Source organism: Streptococcus suis S735, assembly GCF_000294495.1.
Classification (GTDB): Bacteria; Bacillota; Bacilli; order Lactobacillales; family Streptococcaceae; genus Streptococcus; species Streptococcus suis.
In genome coordinates, this window is record NC_018526.1 from 1,197,631 (window position 1) to 1,222,553 (window position 24,923).

The window sequence follows — 24,923 nt, forward strand, 5'->3', positions numbered from 1 at the left end:
AAAACAGTATGCAAGGAGAATTTTATGGCTTTAGTAGAATTTAAAGATGTCAATAAATACTATGGTGACTACCACGCCCTACGCAATATCAACTTGGAATTCGAACCTGGACAGGTTGTCGTTCTCCTTGGACCTTCCGGATCCGGAAAATCTACTCTCATTCGCACGATTAACGGTTTAGAGGCAATTGATGAAGGAACGCTCATCGTCAATGGACATGATATTTCCTCTACTTCTATCAAAGAGCTCGTATCACTTCGCAAAGAAGTTGGCATGGTTTTCCAGCATTTCAACCTTTACCCACACAAAACCGTGTTAGAAAATGTTACCTTGGCACCGATTAAGGTTTTGGGAATCAATAAGGCTACAGCTGAAAAAACCGCTCAAAAGTATCTTGAATTTGTTAACCTCTGGGATCGGAAGGATTCCTACCCTGCTATGCTATCCGGAGGCCAAAAACAACGTGTTGCCATCGCTCGCGGCTTAGCTATGAAACCTGAGCTTCTACTCTTCGATGAACCAACATCTGCCTTGGACCCAGAAACTATCGGAGATGTACTTGCAGTTATGCAAAAATTGGCACGTGACGGGATGAACATGATTGTCGTAACACACGAAATGGGCTTTGCCCGTGAAGTAGCTGATCGCATCATCTTCATGGCTGAGGGAGAAGTTTTAGTTGATACAACAGATGTGAATGGCTTCTTTGACAATCCGACAGAGCCTCGTGCCCAACAATTCCTCAGTAAGATTATCAACCACGAATCTGACAAAGTAAAACTCTAGGAGGAAGTCTATGGATAAGAAAAAAATCAACATTTTCTTTGCAATTAGATTATTGGTCTTTGGACTTATTCTTCTCGTTTTCGCAAAACAACCAGTAGCTCAAACAGAAACACCCGCATCCATTACTAATAGTGATCAAGTTCAAGCTATCATCGATAGAGGCGTGCTCCGCGTCGGAGTGAAACAGGACGTCCCAAACTTTGGCTACAAGAACCCTGATACTGGTGAATTCGAGGGAATGGAGATTGATATTGCTCGCAAAATTGCAGACGAATTAGGTGTAGATATCGAATTTACTCCCGTTACAGCGCAAACCCGAGGACCACTTCTTGATAACAGTCAAGTGGATATGGTCATCGCAACTTTTACCATCACTGAGGAACGTAAGTTGCTCTACAATTTCACAACTCCTTATTACACAGATGCCGTTGGCTTCTTGGTCAATAAGGATAGTGGAATTAAGACATTCACCGACCTGGATGGAAAGACAATCGGTGTAGCTCAGGGTTCCATTACACGTACCCTCATCTCTGAACTAGCAGACAAATACGGTATCACTGTCAATTTTGCAGAGCTTGGTTCTTATCCAGAACTCTCTGTCTCGCTACGTGCTCACCGTACAGACGCATTTTCTGTAGACCAATCTATCCTTGCTGGGTATATCAGTTCGAAATCTGAACTCATGGACTTTAGCTTCTCAGCTTCTGACTATGGAATTGTTACTAAATTATCTAACAAAGACCTTAACAACTACTTAAATAGTCTCGTAGAAAAATGGACTGCCGATGGTAGCCTACAAAGCATCTATGATGCCAATGGTCTCAAACCAGTCACAGAAACTGACGAATAGAAAGGTGAAACAATATGACAGTTTTAACAACTAGTCCTTACGCTTGGGAGAATTGGGTCAGTTATTTCAAAGATTTTCCAATCTTTTTCCAAGGTTTTCTCTTTACCTTAGCCATTTCTGTCGGAGCCTTTATCATGGCCATGTTTTTAGGAATTGTCTTTGGTAGTCTCTCTTCAAGTAAAAATAAAGTTTTAAAAATCATCGCACGTGTCTATGTTGAATACTATCAGAACACGCCGCTTTTGGTTCAGTTCATGATTGTTTATTATGGACTTCCACTGATTTCAAATTATGTTCTCATGCCATCCATCTACTGGACAGCTGTTATCTGCGTCGGACTCTATCACGGTGCTTATATCGCAGAGGTCATTCGTGCAGGGATTGAGGCTGTGCCTACTGGGCAAACTGAAGCCGCACTTTCACAAGGATTTACTCAGTCTGAAACCATGCGAATCATCATTTTACCACAGGCCATTCCGACCATTCTTCCACCTTTGACCAACCAAGTAGTAAACTTAATTAAGAATACGGCTACTGTTGCCATTATCTCTGGAGCTGATATTATGTTTATGACAAAATCTTGGTCTGCCATGAATGCCAACTACATCCCAGCCTTTGCTGGTGCTGCTTTCCTTTACTTCATCATGTGCTTCCCCGTCGCAAGCTGGGGACGTCGCATTGAAGAAAAGAATAAGTCAGCCTTTTCACACTAAAAGGAGGTTGAACGATGAATTATGTTTTAGAATTACTCAAACCTTCAACCTTCCAACTCTTGTGGAGCGGATTGAAGTTAACCCTTTATATCTCAAGCATTTCGGTAATCCTGTCCATTCTTTTCGGAATGATTCTCGCCATCATGCGCAATGGGAAAAATCCAATTTTCAAGTGGATTGCAACCATCTATATCGAATTTGTGCGTAATGTACCAAACTTGCTGTGGATTTTCACCGTCTTCTTAGTCTTCCAAATGAAGTCAACGCCTGCTGGTATTACTGCTTTTACTATTTTTACCACGGCAGCCATGGCCGAGATTATCCGTGGTGGTCTCAACGCCATCGGACCGGGCCAGACCGAAGCTGGTTTGTCACAGGGTTTTACCCCAGTGCAAATCATGGTCTATATCATCATGCCACAGGCCATTCGCAAGATGCTGCCCGCCATCATCTCTCAGATTGTGACGGTTATCAAGGATACCAGTTTCCTATACTCCGTTATCGCTTTGCAAGAACTCTTCGGTTCGAGTCAAATCCTCATGGGACGCTACTTTGAGGCGGAGCAAGTCTTTGCTCTCTACATTATGGTTGCCCTGATTTACTTCAGTATCAACTTTGCTATTTCAAGCCTGTCACGTTATGTGGCTAAGTCTTGGGCGAGCAGTATAGAATGAAATTTCTCCCAGCCAATCGGTTGGGAGTTTTTGCTGTCAAAAAAGAAGCCCTTTCGGACTTCTTGCTTTATTTATTCAGCTGCTTCAGCTGGACGTGACTTGCGGGCAATATCTGCTAGGATATGGTCCACAAATTCTGATACAGACTGAGTTTGTGTTGCCTTACTTCCGTAGCGACGAACGTTGACAGCATTGTCTTCCATTTCCTTGTCACCCACGATGAGTTGGTATGGAATCTTGCTGGTTTGGCTCTGACGGATCTTGTATTGCATCTTCTCGTTGCGTTCATCCACGTGTACTCGAACGCCACGGTCTTGCAATTCTTTGGCAACCTTCCAAGCGTAGTCCAAGTGAGCTTCCACAGAGATTGGAATCATGGTCACTTGTGTTGGAGCCAACCAAGTTGGGAAGGCACCCTTGTAGGTTTCAATCAAGATAGCAGTGAAACGTTCCATAGTCGAGATAACACCACGGTGAATCATAACTGGGCGGTGCTCCTCACCGTCAGCACCGATATAGGTCAAGCCAAAGCGTTCTGGCAAGAGGAAGTCCAACTGAATGGTTGACAGGGTTTCCTCGTTACCAAGGGCAGTTTTCACCTGAATATCCAATTTCGGACCGTAGAAGGCTGCTTCACCCTCTGCTTCAAAGTAGTCCACGCCCATTTCATCCATGGCACCTTTCAACATCCGCTGGGCATTTTCCCACATCTCATCGTTGTCATAGTACTTCTCTTTGTCCTCTGGGTCACGATAAGACAGGCGGAAACGGTAGTCGTTGAGGTTGAAATCTGCGTACACATCAATAATCAACTGGAGAGCTTTTTTGAACTCTTCTTGGATTTGTTCAGGTGTCACAAAGATATGACCGTCGTTGAGGGTCATCTCACGTACCCGTTGCAAACCAGTCAATGCACCAGATTTTTCATAGCGGTGCATCATACCAAGCTCAGCGATACGCACTGGCAACTCACGGTAAGAACGCACATGGTTTTTGTAAACTTGAATGTGGTGTGGACAGTTCATCGGACGAAGAACAAACTCTTCACCGTCGCCCATGTCCATAGTTGGGAACATATCTTCTGAGTAATGCTCCCAGTGACCTGAAGTCTTATAGAGTTCAACAGAAGCCAATGGTGGTGTGTAAACGTGCTGGTAACCAGAAGCCAATTCCTTGTCTGTGATGTAACGCTCCAAGGTACGACGGATAGTCGCCCCATTTGGCAACCAGAATGGCAAACCTTGACCAACTTCTTGGCTGATCATGAAGAGATCCAATTCCTTACCAAGTTTACGGTGGTCACGCTCTTTAGCCTCTTCACGCATTTGAAGGTAGGCCTTGAGGTCTTTCTTGTCAAACCAAGCTGTACCATAAACACGTTGCATCATTGGATTTTCACTCTTACCACGCCAGTAAGCACCAGCCACATTGAGCAATTCAAAAATCTGGATACGACCCGTTGACGGAACGTGTGGACCACGACAGAGGTCAACGTATTCACCCTGCGTATAGATGGTCAAACCGCCCTCGTCATCAGAGTGCTCGTGAATCAATTCCAACTTGTAAGGATCGTTTTTGAAGATTTCAAGAGCTTCTTCCTTAGTCACTTCACGACGTTCAGAAGGGAAGTTTTCCTTGACAATCTTCATCATTTCTTCCTGAATGCGTGGCAAATCTTCATTTGAAATCTGACCAGCCGCATTGTCCGTATCATAGTAGAAACCGTCCTGAATGGCTGGACCAACGCCCAACTTAATGTCTGGGAAAAGGCGACGAGCCGCTTGGGCAAACAAATGAGCTGCTGAGTGACGCAAGATGTCCAAGGCATCGTCGTGGTCAGGCATTACAATTTCAAGCGTGCCGTCCTCGTCAATGGCACGAGTAGTGTCAATCAATTTACCATTGAACTTACCAGCAAGAGCCTTTTTTGCCAAAGACTTGCTGATGCTCTCTGCAATTTCAAAAGTAGTCACACCAGCCTGGTACTCGCGAACAGCACCATCTGGGAAAGTAATTTTAATCATGTTTATCTCCTTTTTATTTATTTTTAATCCCCAATAACTCTTCTTTTTGAGCTAAAAAGGTTTCCATTTCTTTTTGAATATCAATATCCAGGCGGTCGGCTAATTCGATCAACCACCAGATATTTTCAGCCATTTTATGCTCCAAGGTATAAGGCGTTTCGTCATAGTAACGACCCTGCTTGGTCATAATCAGTCGGTTCATGTTGCCAATATCATTGGTCAAAGCCAAGAGGTCCTCATCAATAGACCACTCTTTGTCATGGTGCTTGATTTCCAACTCTCTATAAGCACGACGCACATCTTGACACCGTCTTAATAAGTCATCAGGTAGCATCATTCCTCCTCCAAAAGAAAATACGACGCCCTCGCAAAAGGACGTCGTAACGTGGTTCCACCTTCATTCGCAGTCACGCAAAAAAGCCTGACTACCTCAGATTGGCGATAAGGGAACCACCCTTTTATGTTTGCATAAAATCATACCGAGTAGTGTCAATCCTATCCTCTATGTGCTTGCACCCACCGCACACTCTCTCAAAGATTTCCTAGAATTGATAAGTCTCTAAAAGCTATTATAACAGGATTTCCTGATTTTTCAAGGATTTTTCCTCATTTTCTTTCTTAGAGAAAATAGCAGAGCTCCTATCCCATTTCCAATCAGAGCACATAAGGTGTAGACAATCTGATAGAGAATAATCCATTCCTTAAAGAAAAAGATGGTTACAGGATAAAGTAGTAAAACCAAGACAAGAAGGCTAGGAGAAAAACCGTGAAAAATCCATAAAGAAGACCAGTTAAGAATAGCACAATGGGAGTATAGAGCAATATATTTCCGACCACCAGTTCCTTAGAAAGCATAGTATCACTAATCAGATGAAAGGCAATCAGATAAATACCTGCATACATGGACAGAATAATAAGAGTTGCCAAAACCAGATTCTTCCAACTCTCTTTCCGAAGCTTTTCCATTTGAAACCTCCAAATTATTCAAAGAAATTCCGGATTGATTTTACTTGTTCGACTGATTTTTTCAATATTTTTGCTGTCGTGTCTGTTGATTTAACTACTACTTTTTGCGGTAGGTAAATAGCCTCTTTTATCAAAGCTTCTGCTACGCTATCTTGATTAGTATGTTCTTTTCTAAAATCATACGAAATCTTCAAATCTAGATAATATTCAAAAACCTTACGTCCAAAATTCGTAGAAGAAATCTCATAGAGCTTCTTATCAAGCACATACGGATTCATTGGTGGTGTAGCAACAATTGCCTCAACGACGGCATCTGCCAACTCCTGTTCTCGAATGAAGAGCGTCCCAAACATCTTATCTGTTATAACGTTTTTTAAGTAGGGATTGCTATGTGCCAAAATAGGAGTTCCAGAAGCTAAACTTTCTAAGAAAGTTAGTCCCTGTGTTTCACTGGTCGAAGCAGAAATAAAGAAATCCGCAGCTTTATAATAAAGTGCTGTATCACTTGGTGCAATCATTCCCGTCAACTGGACATGTTCATCTAGATTAAGCTCCGCTATCATTTCCTGAAGATCATCTGTATAAGGTCCACCTCCGACAATGACCAACTTCACCTTTGGATTTTCCAGCAAAATTTTTGGCATTGCCTGAACGATTGCTTGGATATTCTTCTCGTGAGAAATCCTAGACAGACTTAACAACATCGTTTCATCACTAGCAATTCCTAGCTGTTCCCGCAACTCATCTGTTTCATCCTTGCCAATTTCTGGTCTATCAAACTTTGCCAAGTCAATTCCTGTCGGAATTACTCGTTTAGAAATCGGAACATTGTAACTCATTAAAAGATCTTCAACGATCTCACTAGGACAAATTACCCCATCCAAATCTTTTAAAAATGCCCGTACTAAATATTTAACCATCCCGGGACGAATAATCCTCCCCTTGGCAATATAGTGTACGTAGTCTTCATACTGGGTGTGATAAGTATGTACCACCGGAATATCTAGTTCCTTGGCAATCATTTTCCCCAAAATCCCCAAAGAAAATTCTGTATGAGTATGAATAATATCTAGTTTATAGCGACTTGCAATTTTTAAGGCATCTGTAAAACCTGCGTAGGCCACTCGACGATCTTTAAAGGCAAAAAAAGGTACGCTAGGAATTCGGATAATGTCCCAATCTTCGTAGCGATTCACATCCTCATCTGTCGTCGTAAAAATAAATACCGTATGTCCCAATTTCTCCAACTCTGTCTTAAGAGTCCGAATCGAAGTCGCGACTCCTGAAACCTGTGGAAAATAGGTATCCGTAAACAATCCAATCCGCATTTACATCTCCAATACTTGTCGATAGGCATCCACCAATTGGTGGGAAACATTGTCAATCGAGCGACTAACCGCAACCTGGTAGCCCGCCTCACGTTTATCAACCTGCTTGTCTAAGATTTTCTGAATAGAATCGACAAAATCATCCACTGTATGTCCCAATTCGGCAACGTTTTCGTCAATCCAACCATCGTAAACTGGAATATCTCTTAGAACAACATGCTGATGACTAGCAAGAGCTTCCAGAACAACAATCCCTTCTGTTTCCTCATACGATGGGAAGAAAAAGGCATTCGCTCCGCTCATTGCACCTTGAAAAACAGCACCTTTAAAATAACCTGGAAACTCGACATTCGCTGGATGATCTCCCTCAACAATTTTTCTAATATATGACGGAATCAGCCACTTATTGATTGAACCGAGCCAAATGAAGCGGACATGCGGCATCTTTTCGGCTACCTTGACAAAGTCTTCAATTCCTTTACGTCGAAAGTAGAGTCCTGCACAGACAACAACCGGCTGCCCTTCTTCAATTTTAAAATGCTCTCGAAAGATTGCTTCCTTGCGTTCATCCTTCTTATATTTATCTAAATCAATACCATTCGAAACGGCTATAATTGGCGTTGTCACACCGTAAGACTGGATGAGTTTTTTTGAATACTCTGAAGGAGTGATGACAAAGTCTGCCTTTTGGTACATGCTTGCTAGATATTTCCCTACAAAAGGAGCTAGGGTATTCGAACCGATAAAGGAATTTTGAAAATCTTCCTTCGTGGAATGTCCATGCATGATTACCTTTTTTCCACTCCGTTTGGCTGCATGTAGCAATAACCAGGAGCGTGGACCATAGGTATTGATATGAATGACATCGTAATCTCCCAGCAGGTCTGTTGTATAAGGAATGCCTGCCATATCTAGCGCTTCCATCTGGTGTTGAAGTGCCCGGCCAATTCCTGATTTCTCTAAAACAGTTTTACCTTCTAAATACAATAGTACTTTCATAATACCATTATAGCCCTTTTTTACATTTTTTCATATTTTAAACTGTATTCTACACGAATTTTGTATCAATTAAAGCCAATACTAAAGAATATAATCCCAAATATATGATTACATAAAAAACAGATAAAACAGATTTTAAAAACAGAAGGACAGCTTGAATGTTTTTTAGAAGATGTTATAATTTACGAATGGTGCACATTCTGGCACTAAGTGTTCAAATTTTATTGAGGACTTTAGATGTAAAATTTGCATGTTATAACGACACAGATTAGCTACATAAATCATGCTTTGAGAAAGGAAAAAAGGATAATGAATACTAAGAAATGGAGAACATCGCTCCTAATACCAGGAATAGTATTATTTGGAACTGTTGCTCTAGTGAATAATGTATCGGCACAAGAAGTAAAAAATACCATCATCAGCGCAAAACAACCTGATGGGGGACAGGCTACTTCAAAGGCGGTTAATGTCAAAATACCAGCAGTAGTACGACTATTTGGTCGTGAGCTTCTAGAAAATGAATTTAAATTTGAGCTTAGAGAAGCGAATGGCGAGGAACTCCCTGTCCTTGATACAGCTCAAAATACAAAAGAGGGTCAAGTTAGATTTAAAAATCTATCATTCGATAAGCCTGGCAAATACTGGTATACAATTTCAGAAGTAAAAGATGAGCTTGGTGGTATTGAGTATGATTCGAAATATATTGTAGCAAAAATAACTGTAGAAGATCGAAACGGGCAATTACAGGCAATGATCGAATTTATTGATAATGACAATGTCTTTAACAATTTCTATACACCTGCTCCAGCTGCTGCTAGTCTTTCGATAAAAAAAGTCCTCGAGGGACGTACCTTAAACACCGGTGAATTCGAATTTGTTTTAAAAAATGAAAAAGGCGATGAAATCGAAAAGGTAAGCAATCAAGCAGATGGTTCTGTAAACTTTAGTGCCCTAACATTTACAAAAGAGGGAACCTATACCTACACTGTTTCAGAAGTTGATGGTGGACTTGGCGATATTATCTATGACAAATCAGATATTAAGGCCACTGTTACTGTGAAAGATAACAATCACGGACAACTAGTCTCAACAGTGACTTATGAAAATAGCGATCAAATCTTCGAGAATATTTTGAATCCTGGGAAGTTAATAGCGCCAACCACGGATAGCGTTATTACTGATAATGAAGTCTCTAAGGAAGCAATGACCGGTAAAGAGAAGGGAAATATCGAACCCCCTAAAGAGCAAATAGCTAATGAAGAGAAGGATAATATTGAAGCCTCTGAAAAACAGATGCCAAGCATTGTGAACGACATGGTCGTAACACCTGAAAAGCAAATGACTAATAAAGAGAACGATAAGGTTGTAATCTCTGAAAAACAAATGCCGAGTGTTGTGAACGAAAATGCCGTAACACCTGAAAAGCAAATGACTAATAAAGAGAACGATAATATTGAAACCTCTGAAAAACAGATGCCGAGTGTTGTGAACGAAAATGCCGTAACACCTGAAAAGCAAATGACTAATAAAGAGAAGGATAATATTGAAACCTCTGAAAAACAGATGCCGAGTGTTGTGAACGAAAATGCCGTAACACCTGAAAAGCAAATGACTAATAAAGAGAAGGATAATATTGAAACCTCTGAAAAACAAATGCCAAGCATTGTGAACGACATGGTCGTAACACCTCAAGAACAAATGGCTAATAAAGAGAACGATAAGGTTGTAATCTCTGAAAAACAGATGCCAAGCATTGTGAACGACATGGTCGTAACACCTCAAGAACAAATGGCTAATAAAGAGAACGATAAGGTTGTAATCTCTGAAAAACAGATGCCAAGCATTGTGAACGACATGGTCGTAACACCTCAAGAACAAATGGCTAATAAAGAGAACGATAAGGTTGTAATCTCTGAAAAACAGATGCCAAGCATTGTGAACGACATGGTCGTAACACCTCAAGAACAAATGGCTAATAAAGAGAACGATAAGGTTGAAACCTCTGAAAAACAGATGCCTGTTAATGAGAAGGACAATGCCGTAACACCTGAAAAGCAAATGGCTAATAAAGAGAAGGAAAATATCGAAACCTCTAAAAAACAGATACCTGTTAATGAGAACAACCAAAATGGTACAGTCGAAGAAAATTCAAACACTAAACCAACAACTGAAAAAACAGACAAGCAGGAGACTTCAACATTTAAAACCGAAACTGCTAAGCAAATCTTACCAGTAACTGGTGAGAAAGGAAGTTTATGGTTATTGACAAGTGGTATTATCGGGCTTGCAATTGCGTTATTTACACGTAAACGTAAATTATAATAATCACCTAACTGATACAGTTCTAAAGGATGAGAACAAGTCCAGTACTGCTTCTCTAGATTCGCTTCAACATCTCGCACAACTTACAGAGTGTGACAGACTTAAAATCAACCACAAAGCCCTCGCTAAGCTTATACATCTAGCGAGGGCTTTATATTTATTTTTTATAATCTTTTAGTTTTCGGTTAGTATAGCCATTTCGTTTGCTTTTAGTACTCGCTTCAAAGGTTCTCCGAACCTTTGAAGGCTGGAGATAAGTCGAAGCAAGTTTGCCTCAATAGCTACAGGTTGCTAGAACAGCCTAAAGGCCGTTCTAGGTTGGAAATATTTCCTCGCTCGTCAAAGTAATAAAAGATAAACTAAATGATTATAATGTTTGATAGAGTGAGGGGGCGGAGTAATAAGATATCTTATCCGGCTACTCCCATATTTATCACTTAGTTGATTTACGTACTTTGATTCCGTGGTTAAGAACTACCTCACGGTTTTCCAACTCTTCCTTGTGCATGATTTTGGTAAGCATGCGCATAGCAATTGCACCAATATCATATAGTGGCTGATTGATAGAGGTCAGGTTTGGACGGGTAAACTTAGTCACTAGGGAATCATCACTTGTGATGATTTCAAAATCTTCCGGAACCTTGATGCCCATATCACTGACACCGTTCAATAGACCTGCAGCAATCTCATCTTCTGCAACATAAGCTGCAGTTGCTCCGGCATTCAAAATACGTTCTGCTAGAGCGTAGCCTTCCTCGTATTTATACTTGGATTCAAAAACCAATCCTTCGTTAAACTCGATTCCGTTGTCCTTCAAGCCTTGTTTGTAGCCTGCAAAACGAACTTTACCGTTGATGTCATCTACAAGCGGCCCTGATACAAAGGCAATTTTCTTGTTGTTCTTAGCTAATAGATTGACTGCATCAACACTAGCGGCAGCGTAGTCAATATTGACGCTAGGTAATTGGTGCTCCAAGTCCACGGTACCAGCTAAAACAATCGGTGTACGTGAGCGTGAAAACTCCGCACGAATCTTGTCTGTCAAATGATAGCCCATGAAAATGATTCCGTCCACCTGTTTTGAGAATAGGGTATTTACCACATTGATTTCTTTCTCATCATTTTCATCACTGTTTGCTAGGACGATATTGTATTTGTACATATCGGCAATATCATCAATACCTTTGGCCAAGGTTGCAAAATAAGCATTAGCAATATTTGGAATCACAACCCCCACAGTGGTAGTCTTCTTGCTGGCCAATCCACGTGCAACAGCATTCGGACGATAATCCAAGCGGTCGATGACTTCTAATACTTTTTTACGAGTATTTTCCTTTACGTTTTTATTCCCATTTACCACGCGCGATACTGTCGCCATGGATACACCTGCTTCGCGGGCAACGTCATAAATCGTTACCGTATCGTCAGTGTTTAACATACGTTATGTACTCCCTTTCAATAGTTCTGGTTCTATGAAAATTACGCTTTCACTCAAGTATAGTGTATCACTTTTTGAAACCACTTTCAAGAGATAAACTCTATTTTTTTGATAATACTTGCAATTTTTTTCATTTTTTGAAACAATAGTCTATATAATAAACGAAAATTTCACTTTTTTTACCACTACATGCTAGAAAGGTCTCCACTATGTCAAAATTACATCATGTTAAATCCTACTTAGAAGCCAACAAAATGGACTTGGCCATCTTCTCTGATCCAGTTAGCATCTATTATCTGACTGGCTATCATAGTGATCCTCATGAACGCCACATGATGCTCTTTGTTATGCCTGACCACGACTCACTACTCTTTCTCCCTGCCTTGGATGTAGAGCGTGCGGTTGCGACTGTTGATTTTCCTGTAGCCGGCTATATGGACTCAGAAAATCCATGGCAGATTATCAAGAGCAAATTGCCACAAAAATCTTTCTCAGCAATCTGTGCAGAATTTGATAATTTGAATTTAACCCGCTACCATGGTCTTCAGTCTATCTTTAGCCAACCATTTTCAGACATTACACCTCTGATTAATACTATGAAATTGATCAAGTCTCGTGATGAAATTGAAAAAATGCTGGTTGCTGGAGAGTTTGCAGATAAGGCTATGCAGGTTGGTTTCAATAACATCTCACTCGATGTAACTGAAACTGATATTATTGCTCAGATTGAATTTGAAATGAAAAAGCAAGGCATCTCAAAAATGAGCTTTGAGACCATGGTCTTAACAGGTGACAATGCCGCAAATCCACATGGTATTCCCTCAACAAACAAAATCGAGAATAACGCTCTGCTATTGTTCGACCTAGGCGTGGAAGCTTTGGGCTATACGTCTGATATGACACGGACTGTCGCTGTCGGTAAACCCGATCAGTTTAAAAAAGATATTTACAACTTGACTCTGGAGGCTCACATGGCAGCTGTCAATATGATTAAGCCTGGTGTGACTGCTGGCGAGATTGACTATGCCGCTCGCTCTGTGATTGAAAAAGCAGGTTATGGCGAGTACTTCAACCACCGACTCGGTCACGGTTTGGGAATGAGTGTCCATGAATTCCCATCGATTATGGAAGGCAATGATTTGGTCATCGAAGAAGGTATGTGTTTCTCTGTCGAACCAGGTATTTACATCCCTGGAAAAGTTGGTGTTCGTATCGAGGATTGTGGTTACGTTACCAAAAATGGCTTTGAAGTCTTTACAAAAACACCAAAAGAATTACTGTATTTTGAAGGATAAAAAATAGCCTCCTACAAATCTGTAGGAGGTTGTTTATTCTAGAAATTTCTGCCGTTTTTACCGTAACCGTATTTTTCCATAAAGTCTTGACGGAATTCCAAAAGGTTGTCATCCATGATTGCTTGACGGACATTTTTCATCAAATTAATCAAGAAGTAGAGGTTGTGATAACTTGTCAAACGAATACCAAACGTCTCGTCGGCCTTAAGTAAATGGCGGAGATACGCACGTGTATAGTTTTTACATGTGTAGCAATCGCACTCTGGATCTAACGGTGTAAAGTCCTCAGCGAACTGGGCATTTTTCACTACAAGACGTCCACGATTGGTCATACAGGTTCCATTACGCGCAATACGTGTTGGTAATACACAGTCAAACATATCAACCCCACGAATTACGCCATCAATCAAGCTATCTGGTGCTCCAACACCCATGAGATAGCGTGGTTTATTCTCCGGTAAAAGAGGGGTCGTGAAGTCCAGTACAGCATTCATTTCATCATGTGTTTCACCAACAGCCAATCCTCCAATAGAGTATCCTGGAAAATCCATGCTAACCAAATCATGGGCTGATTGGCGACGAAGATCTTCAAAACCAGCACCTTGGACAATACCAAATAAACCTTGGTCATGCGGACGGCGGTGAGCCTTGAGACCACGTTCTGCCCAACGACTTGTTCTTTCGATGGATTTTTTTACATAGTCATAAGGCTGGTAGAACTGCGGACACTCATCAAAGCTCATCATAATATCCGAACCAAGATTATTCTGAATTGAGATAGCTTTTTCAGGTGACAAGAACATTTTACTACCATTGAGATGGTTTTTGAAGGTCACACCTTCTTCTGAGATATTGCGACTATCCGCCAAAGAATAAACCTGGAAACCACCTGAGTCAGTCAAAATCGGTTGATCCCAATTCATAAATTTATGCAAACCACCTGCACGCGCCACCAATTCGTCACCTGGACGAAGCCACAAATGATAGGTATTAGATAGGATAATTCCTGAACCCATCGCTTTCAATTCTTCAGGCGACATGGTTTTTACCGTTGCCTGAGTTCCAACTGGCATAAACATGGGGGTTGGAAAGGTCCCGTGTGGGGTAATGATTTCGCCCAAACGTGCACCTGTGTGCTTTTCTTTCTTAATCAAGCGATACTTGATTGGAACATCTGTCATGTTTTATTTACCTCCCGCTAGGAAAAACAGTCCTAGGATATTAGTTCTGGATTCACAGTTCAGCTCTTTCATACCATCCATAAAAGCACTTTACCTGGAAATACAGTTTCTCAATCTTGCATGGTCTAATCTATCAGAATGTCTTTAATGTTCTCGCTTATTTCAGTGATATTTGCCTTTTCTTCTACTTATTTAATAGTAAATAGATAGGCGCATCACAACAAACTGACAAATTCCCACAGCACCTTCTAGTCTATCAAAAAAAGCCTAGCTTGTCATCTAGAATTATGTTACAATGTTGGGTAAGGAGGTTATGTAGATGTTTACAATTTCTAATATACGTGAGCGGGCTCGCCAAACGCTAAACGAGACACCTGGTATCTATCAAGTGGCCGTCATCCCCGTCACTATTTCTGTTATCGTTCAGTTAATTTCTTTCTCTCGCAATAGCCTTGCTGGAGTGTCGGCTGAGGAACTTGCTAGTCCGAGCTACTTTATTTCTACCTCTTTGTTTCCAGTATTTTACGGATTGCTACTAGGAATGTTGTCATTATCAGTCATATGGACTATCTTCAATATCATCAAAGGGGGCAAAACTACCACATCATTCAAAGATTCCTTGAGCATTTTCAATCATAAAGATTTCTGGAAAATCTTTCGAACTTACATTTTAAAAAGTTTCTTGCTCTTCCTTTGGGGACTACTGTTTTACCTTGGTATCGGTCTACTTATCGGTGCTGGAACGATGATTACGATTATAGCTGCATCCAGTCAATCCTTAGACCCTGATGCACTTCCTATGGAAATCCTTGCCATACTAGGGCTAATGGCCATGGGAGGTATCCTACTTATGGTTTTAGGAATTGCTCTTTATATTCCACAAATCTATGCTTACTCACAGGTAGAATATATCTTGTTTGAACAATTGGAACGCGAAGAATATACAGGTGCCTTTTCAATCATTAAATCTAGTCGAAAGTTGATGAAAGGTTACAAGTTTAAACGCTTTACACTTGATTTATCCTTCATCGGCTGGTTCCTTCTTGTCATTATTACATTTGGCCTGGCTGGTTTATATGTATGGCCGTATCACTATGCTGCACAAATGCACTTCCATGAAGAAATTTTAGATGATCAGGCTAAGAAAATGAGTTACGTATAAAATAAGAGCGATATTTGCTCTTATTTTTATATACGCTTTTATGTCTATATTTAAGAAAAAAAATATAGTAATAATTGGTACAAACATTTGGATTGTGTTATACTATGACTGAGGAGCGACAAAGGACTATTTTAGCCTGCTTGGTATTGGAGCAGATTTCTTCCTTTCTATTTTTTACGCCATGTGTAGTAATTTATTCCAATTCTAAGTGCTCCTCCTTAGAGTCATCCGGCAGTTCAATGGTTCATTGAGCTGCTTTTTCGATGAAAAAAGTCGGATAAATATACCCGACTTATTAGTATTGTTCTTTCATTTCAAGATATTCAATCTTGATACATTTATTCATGACAATATCGTTACGACCTGCCTGACGCAATTGTTTTTCTGCTTCTTGGCTTTCTAAACCGAGTTGAGCCCAGAAAACTTTGGCGTTCGACTGGATAAATTCCTGTGCTACCTCTGGTAAAAATTCACTTCTGCGGAAAACATCTACAATATCAATAGGTTGGTCAATCTCTGCTAGACTACTATAGACCAACTCGCCTAAAATAGTCCCACCAGCAGCCTTGGGATTAACTGGAATAATTTTATAGCCCGCTTCCTGCATGAGCTTGGAAACGCGGTAGGCTGCCGTCTCTTCTCGACTAGACAAACCGACCACTGCAATGGTCTTAGCATTTTTCAGATAGTCAAAGATAATGTCCTGACTAGGATTTTGGAAGGAATAAGACATAGAGACCTCCTTTAATGTATATTAAATGTTAGAATCAATAAAAGCTTAATGAATAAGGTGTGCTATAACACAATCTTGTCAGTTTTAACTCGTTACTGATTATAGCTTGTCTACCTTGATTATTTTTTAGCAATTTGGTACACAACATCCTTAACTTGGCCGATAACCTTTTTAAGATTGGTACGCTTTTTATCATCTCCTGGATCTAAGGAATAATAGATTGAACCCACAACCACGGAGTCATCATAAGCAGCTGTTGATTCCATCCGATAAAAAGTCAGACGAGCTAATTTTTGATCTGTTAATAACTGTCGCCCAACCTGCCATTCCTGACCATTGATTGTGACAACCGTCTTTTCACTGAAAGAATGATTTGTTTCAACCATCCGTGCTTCTAATTCCTCCGGCGTCATATTGCGACCGTCTTCCAATGGAGACTGATTAAAAGCATTGATATTATAGATTTGAACCATGTAATTGCTTCCCCCCTCTTTAACATCGTAGACTGCAGCGACCGTCTCATCCTTAGTATTTTCTGCATTAATTGTCCAAGTAGATGGCACATCATAATAACGGAAATATTCCTTGATATTCCCATTTTCATCTTTTTCAGCAACACCATTATTGGCCGCATAAATCTTGTGGCCTTTTTGTGTTTCGTCGGCAGGTGGTGTACTATTAACAGCTACAACCTCTGCATTTGCTAAAACATTGAACTGTTCGTTCGTAGTATCCTGTTTTTCTTGCAAAATCGGTAAGGTGGTTGAAAACTCTTCCCCTGAAGAAGCTGGTGTTTTCTCAGTCTTCTGCGATGCTTTTCCGCAACCTGCAAGTAGAAGACTACATAGACCAATACAAAGAATTAATTTTTTCATACTTTTTCCTTTCTTACTTTGCTTCATACCATGTTGAACCTTCATTTTCATCCGCAATCAATGGTACAGACAGGCTAATCGCCGATTCCATAGTCTCTTTTACCATGGCTTTTACCGTTTCTAGCTCTGCCACTGGGACTTCCAAAACAATCTCATCGTGTACTTGCAATAACATACGTGTCGCAAGACCTGCTTCAGTCAAAGCCTTGTCGAGATTAATCATGGCTACTTTGAGAATATCTGCGGCCGAACCTTGAATTGGTGAGTTGATGGCTGTTCGTTCCGCAAAATTACGGACATTGAAATTGCGAGAGTTTATATCTGGTAATTCACGACGGCGTTTGTAAATCGTCTCTACATACCCCTTATCACGTGCCTCACGAACAATGGTTTCCATGTAATTCTTAATTCCTGGGAAGCGTTCAAAATAGGTATCGATATAGGCTTTAGCTTCCTTACGTGTAATCCCCAAGTTATTAGATAAACCGAAATCTGAAATACCATAGACGACACCGAAGTTTACAGCCTTGGCATTCCGACGGTCATTTGGTGTCACATACTCAGCTTTTTCGATACCGAAGACCCGCATAGCTGTCGAAGTGTGAATATCTGCACCTTGCTGGAAGGCCTCAATCAAATGCTGGTCCTGAGAAATATGAGCCAAGACGCGCAATTCAATCTGTGAATAGTCCGATGCCAAAAGGACACTATTTTCAAGCGATGGCACAAATGCCTTACGAATCAAGCGCCCTTGTTCTAGACGAACAGGAATATTTTGCAAGTTAGGGTCCGTTGAAGATAGACGACCTGTTTGTGTCAAATCCTGTACATAGCGGGTATGGATCTTACCATCTTCTAAAATGGCATCCTGCAAGCCGACTACATAAGTTGATTGAAGCTTGGTAATCTGACGGTATTCCAAGATTTTTGAAACAACTGGTGCAATTGGCGCTAATCGTTCTAAGACATCTACTGCTGTTGAATAGCCTGTCTTGGTTTTCTTGGTATATTCCAATGGTAGTCCCATATCTTCAAAGAGAATGGTCCCAAGCTGCTTAGGCGAATTGATATTAAATTCCTGACCAGCTAGTTCATAGATTTCCTTGGTCAACTGGTCAATCAAAACTTCGTTTTCAGATTGCATAGCTTTGAGAGTCTCAGCTTCCACTTTAATACCAGCAATTTCCATCTTAGCTAAAACATTTGCTAGTGGCAACTCCATGTCAAACAAAAGATCTAATTGCTGATTTTCTTCTAATTTGGTCAACATCGGCTCTTCTGTCTCAATCAAAACCTGAACCTTACGTGCCAAGTGTGGGAAAAAGATCTCGCGTTCTGGCAAGTCTAACTTAGCACCCTTGCCATAAACTGCCTCATCTGGAACAAGACTGGTCTGACCATAGAGGTTGGCAATGGTTGTTAGGGAATTGTCCTCAACGGTGGAAAGCAAGTATTTGGCTAGACGGCTATCGAAAGTAGCTGGAGGTAGCTTAATCTCTTTTCGGTCGAGAAGAACTTTTCCACGCTTAAAGTCATAGGTTTTTATGGTTTGGCTTTCTAAAAAGTCACGCAAGACTGGACTATCAAGTAGCTCAGGCCCTCCGACATAGATTTTCTCCTTATCTCCCCAAGCTAAACCAACCAAATCCTCTCGGTGATAATTTTCACCCAAGATTTCAAAATAGAAAAACTGGTCTTGTTTGAGCATAGCGGGGCTGATTTCCGTTACGATTTGGAAATCGAGCACCGCTTCCTCTTGCGAGCTGGTCGTACCTAACTGAGCCCTTAATTGTTTGAAGCCCATGTCATCATAAAATTGTCCCAGTTCATCCACCTTGGGGCCTTGATAAACAATGTCATCCAGACCAATTTCGATTGGTGCCTGAGTATCAATGGTAGCAAGTGTACGAGATAGGAAGGCCTTCTCCTTATCAGCAATCAGGTTTTCTTTCATCTTAGAAGCCTTCATGCTGTCAATGTTTTCGTAGATACCATCCAAAGAACCAAATTCTGTCAGGAGTTTTAGACCTGTTTTTTCACCGATTTTGGTCACGCCAGGAATGTTATCGGACTTATCTCCCATCAAAGCCTTGAGGTCAATAAACTGAGTAGGGCTAATCCCCATTTTTTCCATGAGGTAGGCTGGGGTAAATTCTTCGAATTCGGCAACGCCTTTCTTGGAAATTTCGACTACGGTGTTCTCATCAGTCAGCTGGATCAAATCCTTATCACCGCTAACAATGGTCACATCGAAAGGGATGTCTGTCCGCTCTGCCATTTTGTCCAAGGTACCGATAATATCGTCTGCCTCATACTGATCCAGTTCGTAATGCTTGACTCCCATGGCATCCAACATCTGACGGATAAAAGGAAACTGCTCACGGAATTCGTCTGGAGTCTTGGCACGACCTGCCTTATAGTCTGCATACATCTCCGTACGGAAAGTGGTCTTTCCAGCATCAAAAGCCACAAGAATGTGGGTCGGCTCAATCCGCTTCATCATGTGGTCCAGCATGAGATTGAAGCCGTAAATGGCGTTGGTATGCAGACCGTTGGCATTCTTGAAGCGGTCGATTTGGTTATAGAGTGCAAAGAAGGCACGGAAGGCTACAGAAGAGCCATCGATTAATAATAATTTATTTTTTTTCATGTCTCTATTATAGCATGGATGGGGGAGTTTTGTGGAACTTAGAGAGCTGGAATAACAGAAAATCCCAGTCAGTGACTAGGATTTTTCTTTTCGATAATAAATGTTCTTTGCGACTACTAAACTATGTGGCTTTTCAAATTCTTGATCCAGATAAGATTGGTAGGTTCCGGGTGCGATAAATCCATGCATACCAAGTATATCGGTTCCAGCTTGTCCAATCACAGAATCAGCCAGAAGAACGCAATTAGTAGATAGGACGAAATAGGTTTTAAATTTAGACTTTCTAAATTTGAATAATTCCGCATGTATTGCCTCTTTCATTCGATAGGCATACATTTCAATCGGCTGCCCATCTACCGTTTTCGATACTTTTTCAGGACTTGGATTCCAAGGAAGAAGCAGATTATCAATTTCAGCCAATCGAGTTTCTATTGCCTCTTCTTGCTCTGGTCTTAAGCTCAGCTGGTAACCTAACATGGTCATTCCTTCTTGATTACAGAAGTCAATATAGGCTTGGCGCTCTGCTTTGAACAAGACTCCATCACCAATCGCACCACCCAAACGCTCAGACAGGACATCGTATGAACCATAACCATACACTCGTCCCTTATAGCTCAAATCAACATGTCCAACAGCCCCAAAACCCTCTTCACCTACATGCACAAAGACTTCTAATGCTGGAAGCTCCGCAATTTCTTTGTGGCGGTTATAGATAGATTGAGCCGTTTGTCCCTCATTATCCGCCAAGTAATCATTGACTTTTTGCAGGGTCATACGAGGAATCAAAGCTGCTAAAAATAAAGGTAGAGGCAAACGGACATGGCGCTTAAGATTTTGTTGCTCAATCGCCTCCTCAAACAAGAAACCATCACGCAGATTAGTTAGTCCATACAAGATCAGATAACCTCCGATGACAATTGTTTGAACAACCAGCTGTGTGCCTGACACAAATAGGGAAGCTGAACCTAGTAAGAATAACCAAATTCCATCTATTAAATAGCGAATCCGTGGCTGTACCCCATCTTTTCGATATAGGTAAAAAGTAATGAAATTGATAAGAGCTGTAAAAAGTTGATAAATCCCAACAAAAATAGCCGCGAAATAGAGGGGAATTTGAACAGCTAAATCGAGACTGGCTAGGATCCCGAAAAGAACAGCCTTCCCAACTAGCGCAATAACACTTTCACTTGATTTCTTCTTTCTGAAAAATGTCATGCTCAATTCATATAAAGCTAAAAAGAATAGACCTGCGTGAACAAATCGAAGAATCAGTCCTGGAAATTGCCAACCAGCAATTAAAAATCCAATACCGATGAAGACTAAGATTAGACCTTCTCCAACTAATTTTCGACCTGTTAATCCTAAATCACTTATTTTTTTCATGAGATGATTATAGCACACTTCTAGACTTGTGTTTACAGAAAAATCCTAGATGCACTAGGATTTTTTTGCTTTATAGCTGTGTTTCTCATATTTCAAATTAGTTCACAATACAGACTATCCGCTTTCGTGTTTTTAGGCTCGGGTTAAAACAGTCTATTCCCAGACTGTTTTAATCAACCGACTTCAAGGCCACCAGCATATCAACCTTTCTCAGATGGTGATTGACATACCAACCAAGAACAGACAAAATTCCACTAATGGCTAAGATAGGAATGAGATAGACTTCTAGTCCGACAGATGGATTGAAGCGGATACTGTCCGAACCAATCATGGCAAGAAGGAGCTTGTGGAGATAAATACCGCCAACCAGTCCAACCAACATACCAATCAGCGAAAGGGCAATGGTTTCACGATAGATGTACATGGTCACCTCTCTATTGTGGAAGCCCAGCACCTTGATGGTGGATAATTCACGAATCCGTTCGGACATATTGATAATTGTAAGGTTGTAAAGAATAACCAAGCCGAGCAAGATGGATAGGATGACTAGAATGGTCATGATGGTCTGAAGCGAGCCTGCAATCGTGGTAAGCATGTCTATAAGAGAAGTATTTTGAACCAAACTTCTGACTGCTGGCATCGCTAGGAGTTGACTTGCAAGAGTCTGAATATGCCCCAACTGACTGTCTTTCAATTGAACCAAATAGGCATTGGCAGTCTTCTGCTTGCCGGTCACTTGTTCGTAGTAGCTATCTGTCATGTAGATAAAATGCCCTGCGTACATATCAGCCACAGCCTCTACCCTGACTGAAACTTCCTTATCTTCCAAGGTCAGTGATAACTTATCACCAACTGAGACCCCGTAAATTTGCGCCAATTTTTCTGTGAGGACAATCCCCCTGTCACTCAGTTTAATAGGCTGACCTGTCGAGCTTTCCAGACTGACTTGATTTCCAAAATCCCGACGGTCTGAAATGTAGAGACTAATCGATAAATTCTTTCTCTGACCGTTTTCTTCCACCGTTTGATTGAGCTGTTCAAAAGCCACTGGCAAGGATTGGCGAACCTGATCTGACTGAAGAAAATGTGTTAACTTATCTAACTCTTCCTCAGTAGCTCTGCTATTTTCCACCACCAACATATCATAATGGATCAGCTCCCCAAACTGTCGTTGGACAACTCCTGAGATGGAGGAACGGATACCCAGTCCTCCAAAAAGAAGGGCGACGGTCCCTGCTACTCCAAAGATGGTCATAAGCATACGAAGCTTGTAGCGGAAGATATTGCGGGCTGTCACCTTATGGGTAAAGCTCAGACGAGACCAGATAGCCGGCCATTTTTCAAGCCAAATGCTGGAGCCTGTGACCGGTGGCTTAGGTAAAAGTAGCTGAGCAGGTTTTTCTGTCAGCTCCCGACGAGCCACCAAGTAAGCTGGCAGGACCGAGGAAACCAAAGATAGGAGCAAGGCTAAACCTGTCCAAAGGGGATAAAAATGAAGTTTAGCTGGTCCAATCACAGTTGTCTGCGTAATAATGTCGGAAATAAGTGGAGACAAGAGGAGATTACCTGCTATTATGCCGACTATTGTTCCTACCAGACCTGCCGCCAAACCATAGAGAATGAACTTAGCCATAATCTGTCTATTCGTATAACCAAGGGCCTTGAGGATACCTGACTGTGTTCGCTCTTCATCGACAAAACGGGCCATGGTGGTAAAAGTCACTAGAGCTGCGACAAGGTAGAGAACAACTGGGAAGACATTGCCCACTGCAGCAATAGACCTAGTCGCATTGCTATAGGTAGTATAGCCATCTCCACCTGGTAGGCTTGAACGAGTATAGACCTGATAGGGCGCTTTTGCCAGCTTACTTAAGTCGGATTTAGCCTGAGCAATCTCGGTTTGAGCTTGGCTAATTTCTTGATCGGCCACAGCTTTCTTATCAGAAAATTGGGATTGAGCTTGACTTAACTCTTTATCAGCCTCCTCCAAACGGAGTTCTTCCTGACGGAGCAGTTGATTTGAAGACTCTAACTGACTCAGTCCCCATTCATAGTCTTCTACTCCTTTATTGTAGGCTGCAATGCCTTGTTCATACTGACTCAAACCTGCTTGATAACGGGCCAAACCTGCCTGATATTCTTGATTCCAAGTTTGGTACTGGGCTAGATTGCTATTGTATTCATTTTGTTTGGTTTGATAGTAATCATAACCTTGTAAATAGGCTTGGTTGGCCTGCTCATGTGCAGATTCCATTTGGTCTAATCGGCTTTTCTCAACATCCAAACCTTCCTGTCTGGCCAACAAGTCAGGATAGTCTGAGAGGGTTTGACCTTCTTGCAAGTGATTGGCAATTTCAAGGTCTAACTCTTGCTGAGCTTGAAACCAACTAGCTCGCCCTGTGGAAATCTGAGATGCGGTCTGACTCAGTTGGGCATTTTGGGAATCCAATTCTTGCTTGGCCTCTTCTAACTGCTGGGCTGACATTTCTAATTCCATCTGATAGCCGTCTAGAAATGAAGCAGTCTGTTCTAATTGAGCCTTACGCCCGTCCAATTCCTTTTTACTTTCTTCCAATTCAAACTTATTTTTTAATAGTTGGGCTTGGGCAGCTCGTAATTCAGCTTCCGTTTGGACAACCTTAGCCCTACCACGCGCAAACTCACTGCGACCTGTCGCTAATTGCTCCTCCCCTGTTTCCAGTTCTGACTCTGCCTGTTCAAGCTGGGACTGAGCCTGAGCAATTTCCTCTTCCCCTTTTGAAATATCTGTCTGTCCATCTGACTGAATAGTTGCCAATCGTTGTTCATCATTGTTAGCCAATAACTTTTCTAAGTCTTCTTGGTGCTGGTCCAACCTGTCTTGATAGGCCTGACTGTAATATGGTAAATCAACCAAATCATCATAGCGAATACGGGCAATAGTGTAAACTTCTGATTTGAAGGTATCCTGACTAACAAGGCCATAGCCACCTAACTGCCCATCACCACTTACAGCCATGCCCATGGTTTCATTGTCCCAAATTTCTGCTGATGCGACAAAGCCCACAAGAGTAAAACTTGTCTGTGTCAAGATTTTTCCATCCTTATCAGACTCCGTCACTTGAACAGTATCGTCCAATTTGTAACGATTTTTGAAAGAAGCTGATAGGGCTATTTGCCCCTTTTGGCTGGGCACTTCCCCTTCTACTAGTTTATAGGTCGATAGGGTCTTGGGAGCTGAAAACAGCCGAATTGCAGTCTGACCTTCATTAGTAACCACATCTTTAAAGTAGCCCGCTTCAAGAGTAGCACCTTCTATCGTTTCTAATTCGTCAAGGTCAGCTTGACTAAGTCCCAGACCTGAAATTACTGCCAAATCCATCGTTCGATGACTGGCTATGTAGGCTTGGGCCGTCTTTTCCATATTGGGAGCTGTTACTTTCAGACCTGTCAAAGCTAGAGCTCCTAGCATCATCAGGCTAAATATGGACAAAAAACGCCCCTTGGAAGAAAGCAGAGATTGTCTCATATCCTTCCAGTAGATTTTCTTTTTCATAGTTTCACC

Annotated in this window: 19 protein-coding genes; 7 read left to right on the top strand and 12 right to left on the bottom strand. The window is 41.4% G+C overall.

Translation table 11 applies throughout. The features are described from left to right. Positions 1-24 precede the first annotated feature (24 nt). Genes YYK_RS05925 through YYK_RS05940 form a run of 4 tightly spaced genes read left to right on the top strand, consistent with a single transcriptional unit; the run spans position 25 to position 3,023 of the window. Positions 25-786, top strand: a complete 762-nt coding sequence (locus tag YYK_RS05925) for an amino acid ABC transporter ATP-binding protein (RefSeq protein ID WP_012027304.1) — start codon at positions 25-27, stop codon at positions 784-786. A 10-nt stretch (positions 787-796) separates the two neighbouring features. Continuing rightward, positions 797-1,636, top strand: coding sequence for a transporter substrate-binding domain-containing protein (locus YYK_RS05930; protein ID WP_012027305.1), 840 nt, complete (start codon positions 797-799; stop codon positions 1,634-1,636). 14 nt (positions 1,637-1,650) lie between these two features. After that, positions 1,651-2,349 (top strand): amino acid ABC transporter permease, encoded by a 699-nt coding sequence (locus YYK_RS05935; RefSeq protein WP_012028333.1) that lies wholly within the window; start codon positions 1,651-1,653, stop codon positions 2,347-2,349. Between the two features lie 14 nt (positions 2,350-2,363). Further along, positions 2,364-3,023 (top strand): amino acid ABC transporter permease, encoded by a 660-nt coding sequence (locus tag YYK_RS05940; protein ID WP_002935828.1) that lies wholly within the window; start codon positions 2,364-2,366, stop codon positions 3,021-3,023. A 71-nt stretch (positions 3,024-3,094) separates the two neighbouring features. Here YYK_RS05940 and thrS read toward each other — a convergent pair whose 3' ends face one another. The 5 genes from thrS to YYK_RS05965 form a co-directional block, all read right to left on the bottom strand. Then, positions 3,095-5,047, bottom strand: coding sequence for a threonine--tRNA ligase (thrS, locus tag YYK_RS05945; RefSeq protein WP_012027308.1), 1,953 nt, complete (start codon positions 5,045-5,047; stop codon positions 3,095-3,097). Between the two features lie 13 nt (positions 5,048-5,060). Continuing rightward, the gene (locus YYK_RS05950; RefSeq protein WP_012775219.1) at positions 5,061-5,381 is read right to left on the bottom strand and encodes a MazG-like protein; all 321 of its coding nucleotides are present in this window, start codon (positions 5,379-5,381) and stop codon (positions 5,061-5,063) included. A gap of 383 nt (positions 5,382-5,764) precedes the next feature. Continuing rightward, positions 5,765-6,013 (bottom strand): hypothetical protein, encoded by a 249-nt coding sequence (locus YYK_RS05955; protein ID WP_014917268.1) that lies wholly within the window; start codon positions 6,011-6,013, stop codon positions 5,765-5,767. Between the two features lie 14 nt (positions 6,014-6,027). Further along, complete coding sequence (locus YYK_RS05960; RefSeq protein ID WP_012027311.1) at positions 6,028-7,341, bottom strand: glycosyltransferase family 4 protein; 1,314 nt, start codon at positions 7,339-7,341, stop codon at positions 6,028-6,030. Next, positions 7,342-8,340 carry an LTA glycolipid anchor biosynthesis glycosyltransferase, IagA/BgsA family gene (locus YYK_RS05965; RefSeq protein ID WP_012027312.1) on the bottom strand — a complete coding sequence of 333 codons (999 nt, stop codon included), beginning with the start codon at positions 8,338-8,340 and terminating at the stop codon, positions 7,342-7,344. A 309-nt stretch (positions 8,341-8,649) separates the two neighbouring features. On the opposite strand from YYK_RS05965, the gene YYK_RS05970 reads away from it, so the two are divergent. Then, positions 8,650-10,662: a Spy0128 family protein gene (locus YYK_RS05970; protein WP_014917269.1), complete on the top strand. Its 2,013-nt coding sequence runs from the start codon at positions 8,650-8,652 to the stop codon at positions 10,660-10,662. Between the two features lie 433 nt (positions 10,663-11,095). Here the strand turns inward: YYK_RS05970 and ccpA are convergent, their stop codons facing one another. Beyond that, positions 11,096-12,100 (bottom strand): catabolite control protein A, encoded by a 1,005-nt coding sequence (gene ccpA / locus YYK_RS05975; RefSeq protein WP_004298830.1) that lies wholly within the window; start codon positions 12,098-12,100, stop codon positions 11,096-11,098. Between the two features lie 209 nt (positions 12,101-12,309). Here ccpA and YYK_RS05980 point away from each other — a divergent pair, with 209 nt between their 5' ends. Then, complete coding sequence (locus tag YYK_RS05980) at positions 12,310-13,395, top strand: M24 family metallopeptidase (RefSeq protein ID WP_012027315.1); 1,086 nt, start codon at positions 12,310-12,312, stop codon at positions 13,393-13,395. 38 nt (positions 13,396-13,433) lie between these two features. On the opposite strand, the gene tgt is transcribed toward YYK_RS05980, so the two are convergent. Beyond that, positions 13,434-14,576 (bottom strand): tRNA guanosine(34) transglycosylase Tgt, encoded by a 1,143-nt coding sequence (tgt, locus tag YYK_RS05985; RefSeq protein WP_012027316.1) that lies wholly within the window; start codon positions 14,574-14,576, stop codon positions 13,434-13,436. Positions 14,577-14,895: 319 nt separating this feature from the next. On the opposite strand from tgt, the gene YYK_RS05990 reads away from it, so the two are divergent. Then, positions 14,896-15,738 (top strand): DUF975 family protein, encoded by an 843-nt coding sequence (locus YYK_RS05990; RefSeq protein WP_012027317.1) that lies wholly within the window; start codon positions 14,896-14,898, stop codon positions 15,736-15,738. A gap of 295 nt (positions 15,739-16,033) precedes the next feature. Here YYK_RS05990 and YYK_RS05995 read toward each other — a convergent pair whose 3' ends face one another. From YYK_RS05995 to YYK_RS06015, 5 genes are all read right to left on the bottom strand, one after another. After that, on the bottom strand, positions 16,034-16,471 hold the full coding sequence (locus YYK_RS05995) for a CoA-binding protein (RefSeq protein ID WP_012027318.1): 438 nt from the start codon (positions 16,469-16,471) through the stop codon (positions 16,034-16,036). A 119-nt stretch (positions 16,472-16,590) separates the two neighbouring features. After that, the gene (locus YYK_RS06000; RefSeq protein ID WP_012775221.1) at positions 16,591-17,373 is read right to left on the bottom strand and encodes a lipoprotein; all 783 of its coding nucleotides are present in this window, start codon (positions 17,371-17,373) and stop codon (positions 16,591-16,593) included. Beyond that, positions 17,360-19,996 (bottom strand): DNA polymerase I, encoded by a 2,637-nt coding sequence (polA, locus tag YYK_RS06005; protein WP_012027320.1) that lies wholly within the window; start codon positions 19,994-19,996, stop codon positions 17,360-17,362. Before polA ends, YYK_RS06000 begins: the two co-directional genes overlap by 14 nt. Before the next feature lie 75 nt (positions 19,997-20,071). Then, the gene (locus YYK_RS06010) at positions 20,072-21,379 is read right to left on the bottom strand and encodes a hypothetical protein (protein WP_014636651.1); all 1,308 of its coding nucleotides are present in this window, start codon (positions 21,377-21,379) and stop codon (positions 20,072-20,074) included. A gap of 169 nt (positions 21,380-21,548) precedes the next feature. Next, on the bottom strand, positions 21,549-24,914 hold the full coding sequence (locus YYK_RS06015) for an FtsX-like permease family protein (protein WP_012775222.1): 3,366 nt from the start codon (positions 24,912-24,914) through the stop codon (positions 21,549-21,551). Between the last annotated feature and the right edge of the window lie 9 nt (positions 24,915-24,923).

Coding starts and splice junctions, on each gene's coding strand:
- YYK_RS05925 (WP_012027304.1), top strand. CDS start 25: ATGGCTTTAGTAGAATTTAAAGATGTCAATAAATACTATGGTGACTAC.
- YYK_RS05930 (WP_012027305.1), top strand. CDS start 797: ATGGATAAGAAAAAAATCAACATTTTCTTTGCAATTAGATTATTGGTC.
- YYK_RS05935 (WP_012028333.1), top strand. CDS start 1,651: ATGACAGTTTTAACAACTAGTCCTTACGCTTGGGAGAATTGGGTCAGT.
- YYK_RS05940 (WP_002935828.1), top strand. CDS start 2,364: ATGAATTATGTTTTAGAATTACTCAAACCTTCAACCTTCCAACTCTTG.
- thrS (WP_012027308.1), bottom strand. CDS start 5,047: ATGATTAAAATTACTTTCCCAGATGGTGCTGTTCGCGAGTACCAGGCT.
- YYK_RS05950 (WP_012775219.1), bottom strand. CDS start 5,381: ATGCTACCTGATGACTTATTAAGACGGTGTCAAGATGTGCGTCGTGCT.
- YYK_RS05955 (WP_014917268.1), bottom strand. CDS start 6,013: ATGGAAAAGCTTCGGAAAGAGAGTTGGAAGAATCTGGTTTTGGCAACT.
- YYK_RS05960 (WP_012027311.1), bottom strand. CDS start 7,341: ATGCGGATTGGATTGTTTACGGATACCTATTTTCCACAGGTTTCAGGA.
- YYK_RS05965 (WP_012027312.1), bottom strand. CDS start 8,340: ATGAAAGTACTATTGTATTTAGAAGGTAAAACTGTTTTAGAGAAATCA.
- YYK_RS05970 (WP_014917269.1), top strand. CDS start 8,650: ATGAATACTAAGAAATGGAGAACATCGCTCCTAATACCAGGAATAGTA.
- ccpA (WP_004298830.1), bottom strand. CDS start 12,100: ATGTTAAACACTGACGATACGGTAACGATTTATGACGTTGCCCGCGAA.
- YYK_RS05980 (WP_012027315.1), top strand. CDS start 12,310: ATGTCAAAATTACATCATGTTAAATCCTACTTAGAAGCCAACAAAATG.
- tgt (WP_012027316.1), bottom strand. CDS start 14,576: ATGACAGATGTTCCAATCAAGTATCGCTTGATTAAGAAAGAAAAGCAC.
- YYK_RS05990 (WP_012027317.1), top strand. CDS start 14,896: ATGTTTACAATTTCTAATATACGTGAGCGGGCTCGCCAAACGCTAAAC.
- YYK_RS05995 (WP_012027318.1), bottom strand. CDS start 16,471: ATGTCTTATTCCTTCCAAAATCCTAGTCAGGACATTATCTTTGACTAT.
- YYK_RS06000 (WP_012775221.1), bottom strand. CDS start 17,373: ATGAAGCAAAGTAAGAAAGGAAAAAGTATGAAAAAATTAATTCTTTGT.
- polA (WP_012027320.1), bottom strand. CDS start 19,996: ATGAAAAAAAATAAATTATTATTAATCGATGGCTCTTCTGTAGCCTTC.
- YYK_RS06010 (WP_014636651.1), bottom strand. CDS start 21,379: ATGAAAAAAATAAGTGATTTAGGATTAACAGGTCGAAAATTAGTTGGA.
- YYK_RS06015 (WP_012775222.1), bottom strand. CDS start 24,914: ATGAAAAAGAAAATCTACTGGAAGGATATGAGACAATCTCTGCTTTCT.